The sequence below is a fragment of the Streptomyces sp. BR1 genome, from assembly GCF_052373795.1.
GTDB lineage: Bacteria > Actinomycetota > Actinomycetes > Streptomycetales > Streptomycetaceae > Streptomyces.
Map to the genome: position 1 here is coordinate 2,670,270 of NZ_CM126252.1, position 14,525 is coordinate 2,684,794.

The 14,525-nt window shown below is 71.2% G+C and carries 16 protein-coding genes; 10 read left to right on the forward strand and 6 right to left on the reverse strand.

Annotated elements, in window-relative coordinates; genetic code table 11:
• The first annotated feature begins 106 nt into the window (after window positions 1-106).
• Window positions 107-1,336, forward strand: coding sequence for a hypothetical protein (locus ACT1U9_RS11305; protein ID WP_444538207.1), 1,230 nt, complete (start codon window positions 107-109; stop codon window positions 1,334-1,336).
• Window positions 1,337-1,496: 160 nt separating this feature from the next.
• On the opposite strand, the gene ACT1U9_RS11310 is transcribed toward ACT1U9_RS11305, so the two are convergent.
• Together ACT1U9_RS11310 and ACT1U9_RS11315 are read right to left on the reverse strand one after the other, a co-directional pair.
• Window positions 1,497-2,132: a PH domain-containing protein gene (locus tag ACT1U9_RS11310; RefSeq protein ID WP_444538208.1), complete on the reverse strand. Its 636-nt coding sequence runs from the start codon at window positions 2,130-2,132 to the stop codon at window positions 1,497-1,499.
• Window positions 2,133-2,246: 114 nt separating this feature from the next.
• Window positions 2,247-3,479: a hypothetical protein gene (locus ACT1U9_RS11315; RefSeq protein WP_444538209.1), complete on the reverse strand. Its 1,233-nt coding sequence runs from the start codon at window positions 3,477-3,479 to the stop codon at window positions 2,247-2,249.
• 267 nt (window positions 3,480-3,746) lie between these two features.
• Between ACT1U9_RS11315 and deoC the strand changes: the two genes are divergently transcribed.
• The 3 genes from deoC to ACT1U9_RS11330 are packed head-to-tail and all read left to right on the forward strand — an operon-like array spanning window position 3,747 to window position 7,040.
• Window positions 3,747-4,703 carry a deoxyribose-phosphate aldolase gene (deoC, locus tag ACT1U9_RS11320; protein ID WP_101389756.1) on the forward strand — a complete coding sequence of 319 codons (957 nt, stop codon included), beginning with the start codon at window positions 3,747-3,749 and terminating at the stop codon, window positions 4,701-4,703.
• A gap of 5 nt (window positions 4,704-4,708) precedes the next feature.
• Complete coding sequence (locus ACT1U9_RS11325; protein WP_188276229.1) at window positions 4,709-6,145, forward strand: aldehyde dehydrogenase family protein; 1,437 nt, start codon at window positions 4,709-4,711, stop codon at window positions 6,143-6,145.
• Entirely contained in the window at window positions 6,138-7,040 is a 903-nt protein-coding gene (locus tag ACT1U9_RS11330; RefSeq protein ID WP_444538210.1) for an aldehyde dehydrogenase family protein, read from the forward strand. Before ACT1U9_RS11325 ends, ACT1U9_RS11330 begins: the two co-directional genes overlap by 8 nt.
• A 153-nt stretch (window positions 7,041-7,193) precedes the next feature.
• Here ACT1U9_RS11330 and ACT1U9_RS11335 read toward each other — a convergent pair whose 3' ends face one another.
• Window positions 7,194-7,577, reverse strand: coding sequence for a hypothetical protein (locus ACT1U9_RS11335; protein WP_444538211.1), 384 nt, complete (start codon window positions 7,575-7,577; stop codon window positions 7,194-7,196).
• A 53-nt stretch (window positions 7,578-7,630) separates the two neighbouring features.
• On the opposite strand from ACT1U9_RS11335, the gene ACT1U9_RS11340 reads away from it, so the two are divergent.
• Window positions 7,631-8,332, forward strand: a complete 702-nt coding sequence (locus ACT1U9_RS11340; protein WP_444538212.1) for a uridine kinase — start codon at window positions 7,631-7,633, stop codon at window positions 8,330-8,332.
• Window positions 8,333-8,555: 223 nt separating this feature from the next.
• Here the strand turns inward: ACT1U9_RS11340 and ACT1U9_RS11345 are convergent, their stop codons facing one another.
• A complete protein-coding gene (locus tag ACT1U9_RS11345) occupies window positions 8,556-9,305 on the reverse strand; it encodes a SigE family RNA polymerase sigma factor (protein WP_444538213.1) in 750 nt (249 codons plus the stop codon).
• A gap of 180 nt (window positions 9,306-9,485) precedes the next feature.
• Here ACT1U9_RS11345 and afsQ1 point away from each other — a divergent pair, with 180 nt between their 5' ends.
• The 5 genes from afsQ1 (at window position 9,486) to ACT1U9_RS11370 (ending at window position 13,284) form a co-directional block, all read left to right on the forward strand.
• Window positions 9,486-10,163, forward strand: coding sequence for a two-component system response regulator AfsQ1 (gene afsQ1, locus ACT1U9_RS11350; RefSeq protein WP_190094067.1), 678 nt, complete (start codon window positions 9,486-9,488; stop codon window positions 10,161-10,163).
• A 46-nt stretch (window positions 10,164-10,209) separates the two neighbouring features.
• Window positions 10,210-11,700: a HAMP domain-containing sensor histidine kinase gene (locus tag ACT1U9_RS11355; protein WP_361429735.1), complete on the forward strand. Its 1,491-nt coding sequence runs from the start codon at window positions 10,210-10,212 to the stop codon at window positions 11,698-11,700.
• On the forward strand, window positions 11,700-12,332 hold the full coding sequence (locus ACT1U9_RS11360) for a hypothetical protein (protein ID WP_444538214.1): 633 nt from the start codon (window positions 11,700-11,702) through the stop codon (window positions 12,330-12,332). The genes ACT1U9_RS11355 and ACT1U9_RS11360 overlap by 1 nt, the downstream gene beginning before the upstream one ends.
• 127 nt (window positions 12,333-12,459) lie before the next feature.
• Entirely contained in the window at window positions 12,460-13,005 is a 546-nt protein-coding gene (locus tag ACT1U9_RS11365) for a VanZ family protein (protein WP_444538215.1), read from the forward strand.
• Between the two features lie 78 nt (window positions 13,006-13,083).
• Window positions 13,084-13,284, forward strand: a complete 201-nt coding sequence (locus ACT1U9_RS11370; protein WP_444538216.1) for a PspC domain-containing protein — start codon at window positions 13,084-13,086, stop codon at window positions 13,282-13,284.
• Between the two features lie 25 nt (window positions 13,285-13,309).
• Here the strand turns inward: ACT1U9_RS11370 and ACT1U9_RS11375 are convergent, their stop codons facing one another.
• Together ACT1U9_RS11375 and ACT1U9_RS11380 are read right to left on the reverse strand one after the other, a co-directional pair.
• Window positions 13,310-14,035 carry a hypothetical protein gene (locus ACT1U9_RS11375; protein WP_444538217.1) on the reverse strand — a complete coding sequence of 242 codons (726 nt, stop codon included), beginning with the start codon at window positions 14,033-14,035 and terminating at the stop codon, window positions 13,310-13,312.
• A gap of 146 nt (window positions 14,036-14,181) precedes the next feature.
• The gene (locus ACT1U9_RS11380; protein ID WP_444538218.1) at window positions 14,182-14,520 is read right to left on the reverse strand and encodes an ATP-binding protein; all 339 of its coding nucleotides are present in this window, start codon (window positions 14,518-14,520) and stop codon (window positions 14,182-14,184) included.
• Window positions 14,521-14,525: the final 5 nt, after the last annotated feature.

Sequence of the window (14,525 nt, forward strand, 5' to 3'; positions counted from 1 at the left end):
CCGTACGAGTGAATCCCGTACGGCGTCCGACGAAGCTCCCGGCCCTTTCCGGATCATCCGAGAAAGGGTGGGCCGGTACCGTCCGTCGAGCCCAGGAGCAGCCGCAGTGCCCCCGATCGCCGCACCGGCGGCCCGTACGCGCACGCGTGCGGGCCGCCGTCCCGTCCCCGCAGCCCGCCGCCACCAGGCCCCGGGCGGCGGGGACGGTTTCCGTTCACCGCCGACCCGGCTGGGCGACGCGCTCGCCCGGGCCGCGCCCGCGCTGCTCGGCTATCTCGCGGTACGGCTGCTGGGCCTGGCGGTCCTGGCCAAGTGGGCGCACCTCAAGGGCCACGGCGTCTGGACGACGCTGGCCACCTCCTGGGACTCCCACTGGTACCTGGGCATCGCCGGCCACGGCTACGACCAGGTGCTCGGAACCCAGCTCAACCACAACAACCTGGCCTTCTTCCCGCTCTACCCGGTGGTGGTGAAGGCGTGCGCGGCCGTGACACCCGGCTCGCTCGCGAGCGTGGGACTCGTGGTCGCGGTGGTCTCTTCGGCATGCGCCGCGTGGGGCGTGTTCGCGGTGGGCGACCGGCTGTACGGCCGACGCACCGGAACTGTCCTCGCGATCCTGTGGGGCTCGCTGCCGGTGGCGGTGGTGCAGTGGATGGGCTACACGGAATCACTCTTCACAGCACTGGCGGCGTGGTCCCTGTACTGCGTCCTGACGGGCCGCTGGGTGGCGGCCGGAACGCTGGCGGCACTGGCGGGCCTGACGCGCCCGACGGGCATCGCGGTGGCGGCGGCGGTGTCGCTGGCGGCCCTGGCGACGCTGTGGCGCTCGGGCTTCACCAGGAGGCCACTGGTCGGAGCACTCCTGGCCCCCCTGGGCTGGTTCGGATACGTAGCGTGGGTAGGAGCCCGACTCGACCGCTGGGACGGCTACTTCGCGGTCCAGAAGCTCTGGGGCAACCAGTGGGACGGCGGCGCGGACACCCTGCGCGAACTGCGCACGCTCCTGGTGTACGACCGCTCCCCGGCACTCTTCCTGGTGGTCGTATCCCTGGTGCTGATCATGTCAGGAGTGCTGTTCCTGCTGTGCCTGGCGGACCGCCAGCCACTGGTACTGCTGATCTTCACAGCAATGCTGCTGGCAGTGGTCCTGGGCAGCGGCGGCGTCTACTTCCCCAGAGCCCGCTTCCTGATCCCCGGCTTCCCGCTCCTGCTCCCCCTGGCCCTCTCCCTGTCGAGAGCGAGACGCCACGTGGCAGCGTTGCTGACGGTGGCAGCGGCACTGTCATCGGCGTGGCTGGGGGCGTACATGCTCTTGGTGTGGCCGGGCCCCCCGTGAGGGCCAGGGCACGCCCGGCGTCTTTAGGGGCGCGGGGAACTGCGCGAGCAACCCAGCACGGTCCGCACCAAACAGACGGCATGTCTTTCGTCTTCAGGGGCGCGGGGAACTGCGCGACCAGCCCCCACCGACCCGCAGACGAATCCGCAGCTACAACGGCTCAGCCAATGGCCAGCAGCACAACAAGCAGCACCGCACCAACGAGCACAGGCGCAATGACCTCATAAGCCCACCGCACGCTGGGCGACCCCTGCGCACCCTCACGACCACCATTGCGCTCAGCAAGCTCACGAAGCTCACGAATGGTCCGGTCCGCAGGAGCAAGCCGGGACTTCTCGTCATCGGCCCGCGCGGCCGTGGACGTACGCCCGTAGGGGTCATTGGCAGCGTCCCGAACCTGCGCCCGAGCCGCCCGCTTACGCTGCCGCAGCGAAACAGGAATGGACCACAGCTGGTACTTCTTGCCACCCTGGTCGAAGACCTCGCTGGAGTACCCGGACCGCACGTCCGCGACCGACGCCCACGGCAGCGTGATCGTCCGGAACGGATTGCGCACCCGCAGCCGGTCGTCGTTGGCGTACACGGCGGGCCGCAGGGTGAACGCGAACACCAGCGGCACCAGGCAGATCACCCCCGCCAGCGCCAGCCACGGCGCACTGCCGTGGCCCCGCACGATCGCGTCCCCGGCGAGCCACAGCCCGAGGCCGAGCAGCAGCACGCCCGCGGCGATACCGGCGGGTGACCGGTACACGCGGTCGGCGTAGGTGGGCTCGGCGGGCGGCGTGGGGCTCGTCATGGGGCCGATTGTGCCGTACGTGTTCGAGTACGGCCGAGAGGGGCGCCACAGCGGAACGGGGCGCCGCCACGCTGTCAGGTCGTGGCGGCGCCCCGGGTACGGGTGCGGCTCGGGTCAGCGGCGGGCGGACCGGCGGCGCAGCGCGGCGAAGCCGAGCCCGGCGACGCCCGCGGACGCCAGGCCCGCGCCACCGGCGACGAGCGCGGTGTTGCCGTGGCCGGAGCCCTTGACCTCGGCCCCGGCCGCGACGGCGCCCTGGGGGACGATCTGCGGGCCGGTGGAGGCGGTCTGCGGGGTGATGTCGGAGGTGGCGGTGGCGGTCTTGGCCGACGGCGTGCCCGCCTTGCTGCCGGACTTACCGGTGGTGTCGGCCGCACACCCCTTGCCCGACGGCTTCGCCGGGAACGGGATGGTGGCCCACATCTTCTTGCCCGGGGCGCTCGCCACGTGCATCTGGAAGACGGGCCCGCCCGCCAGGTCCAGCATCACCCGGGCGCCGCCGAGCACCCCGGTCGGGTGGGCGGCGGAGAGACGGTCGTAGACCGGGCCGCCGTGGACGTCGCCCACCTCGGCGATCGGGCCCTCCGGGCCGTTCGACAGCTTCAGGTTCAGGCCCTCGAACGGGGTGCCGCTGGTACGGAACGTCGTGCAGCCCTTGGTGACGTCGAAGTCGCCGTCGAAACCGCCGGTCGCCGGGTTGAGCCAGGAGCCGATCTTGCCGCTGCCGTTGAGGCCGACCCACATGCCGCCGACCTGCTTGCCGTCCTCGATGCCCGGCCAGGCCGTGACGGAGCCGCGCGGCTTGCCGTCCCGCGTGCCGAGCTCCAGGACGTACGAGCCGTCGTCCTTCTTCCACAGTTCGGCGGACGAGCCGTCGGCCAGCGCGCGGGCGCCCAGGTCCTGGCCCGCGGTCGCGCCGTCGTGCACGCGCTCGGGGAAGGAGACCGTGGTGTCGGTGCTGCTCTTGCCCGAGACGACCAGCTCGGGCAGGTCGCCGCCGACGCGGTTCAGGCTCAGGTCGATGCCGTCGACCACGGCGCTGGTCTTGTTGCGGTCCAGCACCTCCATGACGTGGAGCATGTAGTTGTCGCCGGGCTTCCAGTCCGGGCCCACGGCGCGGATCCAGGCCTCGGGGCCGCCGTCGGAGGTGTGGTTGCGCAGCACCGCCACGTACCCCTTGCCGATGTAGACCGGCGTGCCGGAGTAGCGGTCGTTGTTCGACGGGGCCGCCTTGGAGACGACCGGGACGGACGGCGCGGCGAGCGCGGTGGTCGCGGCGACGACCGGGGTGAGGGCTACACCGGCGACGACCGCGGTGGCGAGGGCGGCGCGAAGGACGTTACGCATGACGACTCCCATGGAGACAAGTGGTGTGAGTGGGAAGAGCCGCATGCCGCTGTTTTCTCGTTCGGTCGGGGCCGGTGAGCGTTCGGCGGGCTGCATGGACAAAACTAATGATCTTGTTCATCGGAGCCGTCCGCTCCATGTCACAGCGGTGTGACAGGAACCCGCTCGCAGCAGTTCGGTCAAGACCGGAGGCCCTCATTCCAAAGCGCCCCAGGTCAGCGGGGCTGTACAGGACGCTACGCGCGTAGATATGCTCATCTGGTGACCATGCCCACCAATGCACCCGCAGCAGCCCTCGCCGACGCGACCGCGTCGGACGCGGCACTGCGCCGCTTCCTCCACGGGCTCCCCGGCATCGATCCGGTGGGCCTGGAAGCGCGCGCCGCGTCCCTCGGCACCCGTTCGATCAAGACGACGGCCAAGGCGTACGCCATCGACCTGGCCATCTCGATGATCGACCTGACGACGCTCGAAGGCGCGGACACCCCGGGCAAGGTCCGGGCGCTCGCCGCCAAGGCCGTCCACCCCGACCCGCTGGACCGCACCACCCCGGCCACCGCCGCCGTCTGCGTCTACCCCGACATGGTGGCCACCGCCAAGGAGACCCTGAAGGGCTCGACCGTGAAGGTCGCGTCCGTCGCCACCGCCTTCCCCGCGGGCCGCGCCGCCCTCCCGGTGAAGCTCGCGGACGTACGCGACGCCGTGGCCGCCGGGGCCGACGAGATCGACATGGTGATCGACCGGGGCGCGTTCCTGGCCGGTCACTACCTCAAGGTGTACGAGGAGATCGCGGCCGTGAAGGCCGAGTGCGGTGACAAGGCCCGCCTCAAGGTCATCTTCGAGACCGGCGAGCTCTCCACGTACGACAACATCCGCCGCGCCTCCTGGCTCGGCATGATGGGCGGCGCCGACTTCATCAAGACGTCGACCGGCAAGGTCGCGGTGAACGCGACGCCCGCCAACACCCTGGTCCTGCTTGAGGCCGTGCGCGACTACCGCGCCCAGACCGGCGTCCAGGTCGGCGTGAAGCCCGCCGGCGGCATCCGCTCGACCAAGGACGCCATCAAGTTCCTGGTCCTGGTCAACGAGACCGTGGGCGAGGACTGGCTGGACAACCACTGGTTCCGCTTCGGCGCCTCCTCGCTGCTCAACGACCTGCTGATGCAGCGTCAGAAGCTGGCGACCGGCCGCTACTCCGGCCCCGACTACGTGACGGTGGACTGATCACCATGGCATCTGTTTTCGAGTACGCACCGGCGCCCGAGTCGCGTTCGGTCGTCGACATCGCGCCTTCGTACGGCCTGTTCATCGACGGCGAGTTCGTCGACGCGGCCGACGGCAAGGTCTTCAAGACCGTCAGCCCCTCGTCGGAGGAGGTCCTCTCCGAGGTCGCCCAGGCGGGCGAGGCGGACGTGGACCGGGCCGTGAAGGCCGCCCGCAAGGCGTTCGAGAAGTGGTCGGCGCTGCCGGGCTCCGAGCGCGCCAAGTACCTGTTCCGTATCGCCCGGATCATCCAGGAGCGCTCGCGCGAGCTGGCCGTCCTGGAGACCCTGGACAACGGCAAGCCGATCAAGGAGACCCGCGACGCGGACCTCCCCCTGGTCGCCGCGCACTTCTTCTACTACGCGGGCTGGGCCGACAAGCTCGACCACGCCGGTTACGGGCCGAACCCGAAGCCGCTCGGCGTCGCGGGCCAGGTCATCCCGTGGAACTTCCCGCTCCTGATGCTGGCGTGGAAGATCGCCCCGGCGCTGGCGACCGGCAACACGGTCGTCCTCAAGCCCGCCGAGACGACCCCGCTGACCGCCCTGTTCTTCGCGGACATCTGCCGCCAGGCGGGCCTGCCGAAGGGTGTCGTCAACATCCTCACCGGGTACGGCGACGCGGGCGCGGCCCTCGTCGAGCACCCCGACGTCAACAAGGTCGCCTTCACCGGCTCGACCGCCGTCGGCAAGGCGATCGCCCGGTCGATCGCGGGCACCGACAAGAAGGTCACGCTCGAACTGGGCGGCAAGGGCGCCAACATCGTCTTCGACGACGCCCCCATCGACCAGGCCGTCGAGGGCATCGTCAACGGCATCTTCTTCAACCAGGGCCAGGTCTGCTGCGCGGGCTCGCGCCTGCTTGTCCAGGAGTCGATCCAGGACGAGCTCCTGGACGCGCTGAAGCGCCGTCTGTCCACGCTGCGCCTCGGCGACCCGCTGGACAAGAACACCGACATCGGCGCCATCAACTCGGCCGAGCAGCTGGCCCGTATCACCGCGCTCGCCGACACCGGCGAGGCCGAGGGCGCCGAGCGCTGGTCCCCGGCGTGCGAACTGCCCGAGAACGGCTACTGGTTCGCGCCGACGCTCTTCACGAACGTGACGCAGGCGCACACCATCGCCCGCGACGAGATCTTCGGCCCGGTCCTGTCCGTGCTGTCGTTCCGTACGCCGGACGAGGCCGTCGCCAAGGCCAACAACAGCCAGTACGGCCTGTCGGCGGGCATCTGGACCGAGAAGGGCTCCCGCATCCTCGCGGTCGCGGGCAAGCTGCGGGCCGGTGTCGTCTGGGCCAACACGTTCAACAAGTTCGACCCGACCTCGCCGTTCGGCGGCTACAAGGAGTCGGGCTTCGGCCGCGAGGGCGGCCGGCACGGTCTGGAGGGCTACCTCGATGTCTGAGTCCGCAACGTCCGCAACGCGTCTGAGCGTCTTCAAGACCTACAAGCTGTACGTGGGCGGGAAGTTCCCGCGTTCCGAGAGCGGCCGGGTGTACGAGGTGAGCGACTCCAAGGGCAAGTGGCTGGCGAACGCCCCGCTGTCCTCCCGCAAGGACGCCCGTGACGCGGTCGTCGCCGCGCGCAAGGCGTTCGGCGGGTGGTCGGGGGCGACGGCGTACAACCGCGGTCAGGTGCTGTACCGGGTCGCGGAGATGCTGGAAGGCCGCCGCGAGCAGTTCGTACGCGAGGTCGGCGAGGCGGAGGGGCTTTCGAAGTCCAAGGCCGCTGCTGTCGTGGACGCGGCGATCGACCGGTGGGTCTGGTACGCCGGGTGGACCGACAAGATCGGGCAGATCGTCGGCGGCGCCAACCCGGTCGCCGGGCCGTACTTCAACCTGTCCACGCCGGAGCCGACCGGTGTCGTGACGGTCGTCGCGCCGCAGGAGTCGTCGTTCCTGGGGCTCGTGTCGGTGATCGCTCCGGTGATCGCGACGGGTAACACGGTCGTGGTGATCGCGAGTGAGTCCGCGCCGCTGCCTGCGCTGTCCCTCGGCGAGGTGCTCGCCACGTCCGACGTGCCGGGCGGTGTGGTCAACATCCTGTCGGGCAAGACCGCGGAGCTGGCGGTGCCGTTGGCTTCGCACCAGGACGTGAACGGGCTGGATCTGGCCGGTGCGGATGCTGCTCTCGCGCGGGACCTTGAGGTTGCGGCGGCGGACAACCTGAAGCGGGTTCTGCGCCCCGGCGCGGTGGACTGGTCGGCGGACCAGGGTACGCAGCGGATGACTGCGTTCCTGGAGACCAAGACCGTGTGGCACCCGACGGGTTCACTGGGCGCGTCTGGATCCGCCTACTAGGTCGTGTGGCGACCGCGGACCGGCTGTGGCTGGTCGCGCAGTTCCCCGCGCCCCTTTTCGGCGCGCTTTCGCCTGCGGGTCGGTGGGGGCTGGTCACGCCCACGCGGCGGAGCCGCAAATGTCACAGCCCCGCGCCCCTTTGGGGGCGCCACCTCAGCCCGGCAGCAGTCTCGAAGCGGCGCCCAGGATCGGCAGGTCCTTCAGGGCGCCGCTTTCGTGCAGCGGGCCGGTGGCGATCGCCGTGGAGATCGGTTTGAAGTCGGCCACCTGGGTACCCACCGCGTTGTCGAGCGGGTCCACCGACGTCTTGGCGAAGGGGTTGAGGCTGAGCGTCTTCGCGGGAGCGAGGCCGTTCGTCACGCCCGCCGACAGGTCGCCCATCACGGAGCGTGTCGGCTCGTGGGGCGCGGCCGGGTCGGCGGCCGTGCTGCCCACCGGCGGCGGGGCCGCCTCGGCCAGCGCGGCCGCGCCCACCAGGGCCGCTCCTGCCATCGTGACGGTGAGTCCGGCGCGCAGCAGTACGCGATTTCGTGCCATGGTCGTCCACTCTCCTCCGTATCGGTGCGAGCACGCAGCGTAGTTGAGGTGTGATGCTCGATACCAACGGGCTCCCCGAGGGGTCCACCTCCCGGGTGGATGCCTCAGACTGGTGTCCCGTGACCGCACACGCCATCCCGACCCGCGTCGTTCTGCTCGCCGGCCCCTCCGGTTCCGGAAAGTCGTCCCTCGCCGCCCGTACGGGCCTGCCCGTCCTGCGCCTCGACGACTTCTACAAGGAGGGCGACGACCCGACCCTGCCGCGTGTGCCCGGATCCACGGACATCGACTGGGACTCCCCGCTCTCCTGGGACGCCGACGCGGCCGTGGCGGCCGTCGTCGAGCTGTGCGGTACGGGGCGTACGGCCGTGCCCGAGTACGACATCGCGACCAGTTCGCGGACCGGGACGAGCCTGTTCTCCATCGATCGCACCCCGCTCTTCGTCGCCGAGGGCATCTTCGCCGCCGACATCGTGGCCCGGTGCCGTGAGCTCGGCGTGCTCGCCGACGCGCTCTGTCTGCGCGGGCGGCCCTCGACGACCTTCCGCCGCCGGCTCGCCCGCGACCTCAAGGAGGGGCGCAAGTCGGTTCCGTTCCTGTTGCGTCGGGGCTGGCGCCTGATGCGCGCCGAGCGCGGGATCGTGGCTCGCCAGTCCGCCCTGGGTGCGCACCCGTGCGGCAAGGAGGAGGCGCTTGGCCGCCTCGCGGCGGCCGCGGCGGGGCGGTGTGTGGCTGCGCCCAAGGCGCGGGTCTGATTTCTTCGTCGGCGACTGCGGACCGTGCGTGGCTGGTCGCGCAGTTCCCCGCGCCCCTTGGGCAGACCACGCAAAGCGGGACCGAGTGGGCCCCCCGGCCCCATCGGTCCCGCTTCTGTTTCCCCCGTTATCCGTACGTCCGACGTATCCCCCGAGACGCCGACCCCCGTACGTTCCCCCCTGATCCCCGCACTCCGGTGGCTGCCGCCACCGGCCCTGACCTTCAGGCCACCAGCTCGCCGAAGGACTCTTCCTCGTCACGGCCGAAGGCGAGGACCTCGTCCTCGCGCAGCCGGCGGAGCGACCGCCAGATGCTCGACTTCACCGTGCCGACACTGATGTCGAGGATGTCCGCGATCTCCGGGTCGGTGCGGCCCTCGTAGTACCGCAGGACCAGCATCGTGCGCTGGAGTTCGGGCAGTCGCGCCAGCGCCTGCCACAGGACCGCGCGCAGCTCCGTGCCGCGCATCGCGTCCGTGTCGCCCGCCGTCTCCGGCAGCTCCTCGGTCGGGTACTCGTTCAGCTTGCGGCGGCGCCACGCGCTGATGTGGAGATTGGTCATGGTGCGGCGGAGGTAGCCCCCGACCGCGGCCTTGTCGCTGATCCGGTCCCAGGCCCGGTAGGTCGAGAACAGCGCGCTCTGCAGCAGGTCCTCGGCCTCGTACCGGTCGCCGGTCAGGTGGTAGGCGGTGGCGTACAGGGAGGCCCGGCGCTCCTGCACATAGGCCGTGAACTCGGCCTCGGAGGCGGAACGCTCCCCCGTGGGCTCCCCGTACGCCGCATCCCCGCTCGTCCCCACGCCGCGCAGCGGCGTGACGGGCACCGCGTCGAGCACCGTCATGTACGTCTGGTGCTGACGCCCGGTGCCGCGAGCGCACCCCCGTCCGCTCACGGCACCGGACTTCTCGCTCCGCACGACGTCGTGGAGACGCGTGACAACTGCGCTTGAGGTGGTGCTGTGCAGTGCGTTCATCTCGCGCCCCCCGTCGGTGGAGTCTTGTTTCGGTCGGTACGAGGAAGACTCTGCCCGGCCAGTTTCATGGCGGTGTCCGACGACTGTCACAGGCCTGTCACAGCGCCCTGTGAACGGCGCTGTACGAGCGAAGTCCGGGGGAGGTCGAACTCCGCTCCCCCATGGGCCAGAATGACCTCCGTGCCTTTCCTGTTGCTGATCGAGGACGACGACGCCATCCGCACGGCGCTCGAACTCTCCCTGTCCCGCCAGGGCCACCGTGTGGCCACCGCGGCGACGGGAGAGGACGGCCTGAAGCTGCTCCGTGAGCAGCGGCCGGACCTGGTCGTGCTGGACGTGATGCTGCCCGGCATCGACGGCTTCGAGGTGTGCCGCCGTATCCGGCGCACCGACCAGCTGCCGATCATCCTGCTGACCGCGCGCAGCGACGACATCGACGTGGTGGTGGGCCTGGAGTCCGGCGCCGACGACTATGTGGTCAAGCCGGTCCAGGGCCGGGTCCTCGACGCCCGTATCCGCGCGGTGCTGCGGCGCGGCGAGCGCGAGGCGACGGACTCGGCGACGTTCGGCAACGTGGTGATCGACCGCGCCGCGATGACGGTCACCAAGAACGGCGAGGACCTGCAACTGACGCCCACCGAGCTGCGGTTGCTGCTCGAACTGAGCCGGCGGCCGGGGCAGGCGCTGTCCCGGCAGCAGCTGCTGCGCCTGGTGTGGGAGCACGACTACCTGGGCGACTCCCGCCTGGTGGACGCGTGTGTGCAGCGGCTGCGCGCCAAGGTCGAGGACGTGCCCTCGTCCCCGACCCTGATCCGTACGGTGCGCGGGGTGGGCTACCGCCTCGACACCCCGTCGTGATGATCCGCAACTCCCGGATGACCCCAAGAAAGCAGCGTTTCGGAACGTGAAGAAGGCGATACTCGCCGGCCTCCGCTGGACCAGCCTGCGCCTGCGTCTGGTCGTCGTGTTCGCGCTCGTCGCGCTGACCGCCGCCGTCTCCGCGTCGGGGATCGCGTACTGGCTCAACCGCGAGGCCGTCCTCGTACGTACGCAGGACGCGGCTCTCGGGGACTTCCGGCAGGAGATGCAGAACCGGGCGGCCTCGCTGCCGCTCCAGCCGACCGAGCACGACCTCCAGGTGACGGCCCAGCAGATGGCGGCCAGCAGCCGCTCCGGCTACCACGTCAGCTCCGGCTACCAGGTGCTCCTGGTGGACCAGCGCGACCCGGGCAAGCCGATCATCGGCGCGTCCGACGTGGACCGCTTCACGCTCGACGACGTACCGGCCTCGCTCCAGGAGGCGGTGGACAAGAAGCAGAAGGTCACCGACTCCAACGCGTACCCGTACCACCTGTTCTGGCAGCGCAGGACCCTGCGCGGCAAGCCCTACCTGGTGGGCGGGACGAAGATCATCGGGGGTGGCGCGACCGGCTACATGCTGGCCTCGCTCGACCAGGAGCGCCAGGACCTCAACTCGCTCGCGTGGTCGCTCGGCATCGCCACCGCGCTCGCGCTGCTCGGCTCCGCGCTGCTCGCGCAGGCGGCCGCGACGACCGTGCTGCGGCCGGTGCAGCGGCTCGGCGACGCGGCCCGCCAGCTCGGCGAGGGCAAGCTCGACACCCGGCTGCGGGTCTCGGGCACGGACGAACTGGCCGATCTCTCCCGCACGTTCAACAAGACCGCCGAGAGCCTGGAGAAGAAGGTCAGCGACATGAGCGCGCGCGAGGAGGCGAGCCGGCGGTTCGTCGCCGACATGTCGCACGAGCTGCGCACCCCGCTGACCGCGCTCACCGCCGTCACGGAGGTCCTGGAGGACGAGGCGGACAGCCTCGACCCGATGATCGCCCCGGCCGTGCAGCTGGTGGTGTCGGAGACCCGGCGCCTGAACGTCCTGGTCGAGAACCTGATGGAGGTCACCCGCTTCGACGCCGGCACCGCCAGGCTGGTCCTCGACAACGTCGACATCGCCGACCAGATCACCGCGTGCATCGACGCGCGCGCGTGGCTGGACGCGGTGGACCTGGACGCCGAACGCGGCATCATGGCGCGGCTCGACCCGCGCCGCCTGGACGTGATCCTGGCCAACCTCATCGGGAACGCGCTGAAGCACGGCGGCTCCCCGGTGCGGGTCTCGGTGCGGGTGGAGGGCGAGGAACTGGTGATCTCCGTACGGGACCACGGCCCGGGCATCCCCGAGGACGTGCTGCCGCACGTCTTCGACCGGTTCTACAAGGCGAGCGCGTCCCGGCCGCGCTCCGAGGGCAGCGGTCTGGGCCTCTCCATCGCGATGGAGAACGCCCACATCCACGGCGGCGACATCACCGCCGCCAACTCGCCCGAGGGCGGTGCGGTGTTCGTGCTGCGACTGCCGCGCGGTGGGGGTGAGGAGGCGTGATGAGACGACTTCTCAGACCGGCGCCACGGCGGGCCCGGCTGTTCGGCGGGGTGCTCGCGCTGCTCGCGCTCGGTGGCGCGGCCACGGGCTGCGGCATCCGGCCCACGGCCGTCCCGGTGGACGCGGGCCCGGCCCCTTCCCGGGTCCCCTGCGAGCTCCCGGGCAACGCGGTGACCCCGCAGTTCGAGGGCGTGACCGTACGGGTCTATCTGGTCTGCGGGGCCCAACTGGTCTCCGCCGAGCGCTCGGTGCGCATCCCCGAGGGCCGGGCGTCGGCGGACCGGCTGCGCTTCGCGGAGGCGCTGCTGGGCGAGCTGGAAGTCACCCCGGCGGGCGACGAGAAGGCCGCCGGGTACACGACGGACGTACGGGGCCCGCTGACCGTCACCGGCGCGCGCAAGGGCGACCCGGCGGGCGCGCTGCGCCTGAGCCGCCGCCCCGAGGACCTGCCGGCACTCGCGCTGTCGCAGATCGTGTGTACGTACGCGGAGAACACCCCGACGTCGTCGGGCACCCAGCAGGTGGTCCTGGGCGGCCCGGGCGAGGACCCGGCGCGCGGCTACGCCTGCACGGCGGAGATGAAGTCCCGCCCGGACGCCTCCCCGACCCTGGGCGACGCGCTGCACAGCTGAGCCGGGCGGGACAGGGCCGAGCCACCACGCGGCCCCGCACCCCGCTCCAGGGCGCGGAAAGGGGCTCCGGGGACGCCGTCCCCGAGAACGCGGAACCGATCGCGCGACCCGGCGCGTCTTGGGGGGCGTGCAACAGCGTCATGGTCTGGGCGGCAGCGCCGCCATCCGGTTCCGCGTGGTGGGATGCGCTCTCCTCCTCGCGCATCTGGTGCTCGTGGCGTGGCTCACGCTGCGGCCCCGCGACGTCATGTGGGTGACCGCCCCCAATCTCACCCCGCTCGCCGGGATCCGGGCCGATCTGGCGCTCGGCCCCCTGGAGGCCGCGCGGCAGATCGGCGAGGGGCTGCTGCTGCTCGCACCCCTCGGCGTACTGCTGCCGCTCGTGGGCGGGCGCCTGGACGTCTCGCCGGTCGCCTCGCTGCTGCGTACGACCACGTCGGGCGCGCTCGTCTCGCTCGGCATCGCGCTGCTGCAGACCGGGGTGCCGGGCCAGGTCGCGGATGTGGACGCGCTGCTCCTGAACACCGCCGGGGTCGCCTTCGCGCACATCGCCGTGGTGCCGTTCGGGCGCATCGCGCTGCGGCACCGGCAGGAGCGGGCCGTTCCCGTTTCCGTCCCGGTACCGGCTCAGGGTCGGACCCCGACGATTCCCAGGGTCGGAATCGCCCCGTAGTCCGAGGCTTTCGCCCGATTCGGGGCTCAGGATTGAGGCATCGCACCACACCACCTCACTCCTCGAAGGAGCCCCACAATGACCACCCTCGCCCGCCCCCGTGACGGACGGATGATCGGCGGGGTGTGCGCGGCGCTGGCTCGGCGCTTCGGCACCTCGGCGACCACGATGCGTGTGATCTTCCTGCTGTCGTGCCTGCTGCCCGGTCCGCAGTTCGTGCTCTACATAGCGCTGTGGATCCTGTTCCCGGCCGAGAAGCGCCCCAGCACAGCGTGGTGACCCCCTAGGGGGTCACGCGCGCCCCTCAGCCCAGCACCTCGCGCACCTTCGCCAGCTGCTTGTCCGCCACGTCCCTGGGCACCTCGACCAGCTCCTGCGCCTTGCCCTTCACGGGCGCGCCGAGGTTGATCGTCATGAACCGGACGATGACCGCGCCCTGGCGGACGACGACGATATGGACCGGCGTCGTGACGTTGACCTGCGTGGAGGCGGCGGACCAGCTGACCGACTCGTCGCCGCCGATGCGGTACGGGCGTGCCTTCACCTGTGCGTACGTACTGCTGCTGCCACCACCGAGCGCGGCGGTGAAGCCCGAGCACGCGCCGACCGCCGTGCGCAGGTCCTTGATCAGGCGCTGTGCGTCGCCTTCCTTGTACGAGCTGAGCGAGGCGGCGACGGCGAGGCCGAGCGCGCGCTGCGAGCCGAGGCCGCGGTTGACGGTCTCGCGCGCCTGCGGGTTGGGCTCGTCGCCCATGATGTCGGCGAGCGGCTGACAGGCCTTCTTGTCGGCCTGCGGCCGGGTCCGGCCCGTCGCCGTGGAGTCGGCGGAGACCTGGTAGCCGGGAACGTCGCCCTGTTCGAGGGCGGCCATCTGGAGTCTGGTCCGGGTCTTGGCCGAGGACGAGGAGCCGTTCGGCTTGGCGGTGGCGCCCCTGTTGTCCGAGCCGCCGCCGGACGAGCCGCCGCAGGCGGCGGTGAACAGCAGCGCCGACGCCGTCAGTACGGCAAGTCCAGTCGCCTTCACACGCATCGTCGCAACCCTACTCACCTGTCAATTCCCAGCGTACGAGCGGCGATCCTGACACATGCGCGGTGGGGCGCACACCCGGAACCGGATGTGCGCCCCACCACAACGCCTCAACACGCCGCAGAACGACGCGATTCGGCCATCGGCCGTCAGCCGCCGAGGGGCAGCCCGCCCAGCGCACCGGTCGGCAGGCCGCCGCCGGTCGGCAGCCCGCCGAGCAGACCGCCCACCGGGTCGGCGCCACCGGTCGGCAGCGTGGACGCGCCCTTGGCCAGGGCGTTCTGACCGGCCGCCAGGGACTCCGGCGCCCCGGGCGAGAGCTTGTTGGTGACGTTTTCGAGGGGCAGCGACTTGGTGAGCCCGGACAGCGCCGGGAGGTCGGGGACTCCGGCCACGGCGGGGGCGGCCGAGGCCGTACCCGCAGCGGCGGCGGCGAAGGCGACACCGACAGCGGCGGCACCGAGAGTCTTGACGGCAGACTGCTTCATCTGGA

Bases quoted from the DNA above. Each gene is read 5' to 3' on its own strand.
- ACT1U9_RS11360 (WP_444538214.1), top strand. From the start codon at position 11,700: ATGAGACGACTTCTCAGACCGGCGCCACGGCGGGCCCGGCTGTTCGGC.
- ACT1U9_RS11325 (WP_188276229.1), top strand. From the start codon at position 4,709: ATGGCATCTGTTTTCGAGTACGCACCGGCGCCCGAGTCGCGTTCGGTC.
- ACT1U9_RS11340 (WP_444538212.1), top strand. From the start codon at position 7,631: ATGCTCGATACCAACGGGCTCCCCGAGGGGTCCACCTCCCGGGTGGAT.
- ACT1U9_RS11345 (WP_444538213.1), bottom strand. From the start codon at position 9,305: ATGAACGCACTGCACAGCACCACCTCAAGCGCAGTTGTCACGCGTCTC.
- ACT1U9_RS11370 (WP_444538216.1), top strand. From the start codon at position 13,084: ATGACCACCCTCGCCCGCCCCCGTGACGGACGGATGATCGGCGGGGTG.
- ACT1U9_RS11335 (WP_444538211.1), bottom strand. From the start codon at position 7,577: ATGGCACGAAATCGCGTACTGCTGCGCGCCGGACTCACCGTCACGATG.
- ACT1U9_RS11375 (WP_444538217.1), bottom strand. From the start codon at position 14,035: ATGCGTGTGAAGGCGACTGGACTTGCCGTACTGACGGCGTCGGCGCTG.
- ACT1U9_RS11330 (WP_444538210.1), top strand. From the start codon at position 6,138: ATGTCTGAGTCCGCAACGTCCGCAACGCGTCTGAGCGTCTTCAAGACC.
- ACT1U9_RS11380 (WP_444538218.1), bottom strand. From the start codon at position 14,520: ATGAAGCAGTCTGCCGTCAAGACTCTCGGTGCCGCCGCTGTCGGTGTC.
- deoC (WP_101389756.1), top strand. From the start codon at position 3,747: ATGCCCACCAATGCACCCGCAGCAGCCCTCGCCGACGCGACCGCGTCG.
- ACT1U9_RS11315 (WP_444538209.1), bottom strand. From the start codon at position 3,479: ATGCGTAACGTCCTTCGCGCCGCCCTCGCCACCGCGGTCGTCGCCGGT.
- ACT1U9_RS11310 (WP_444538208.1), bottom strand. From the start codon at position 2,132: ATGACGAGCCCCACGCCGCCCGCCGAGCCCACCTACGCCGACCGCGTG.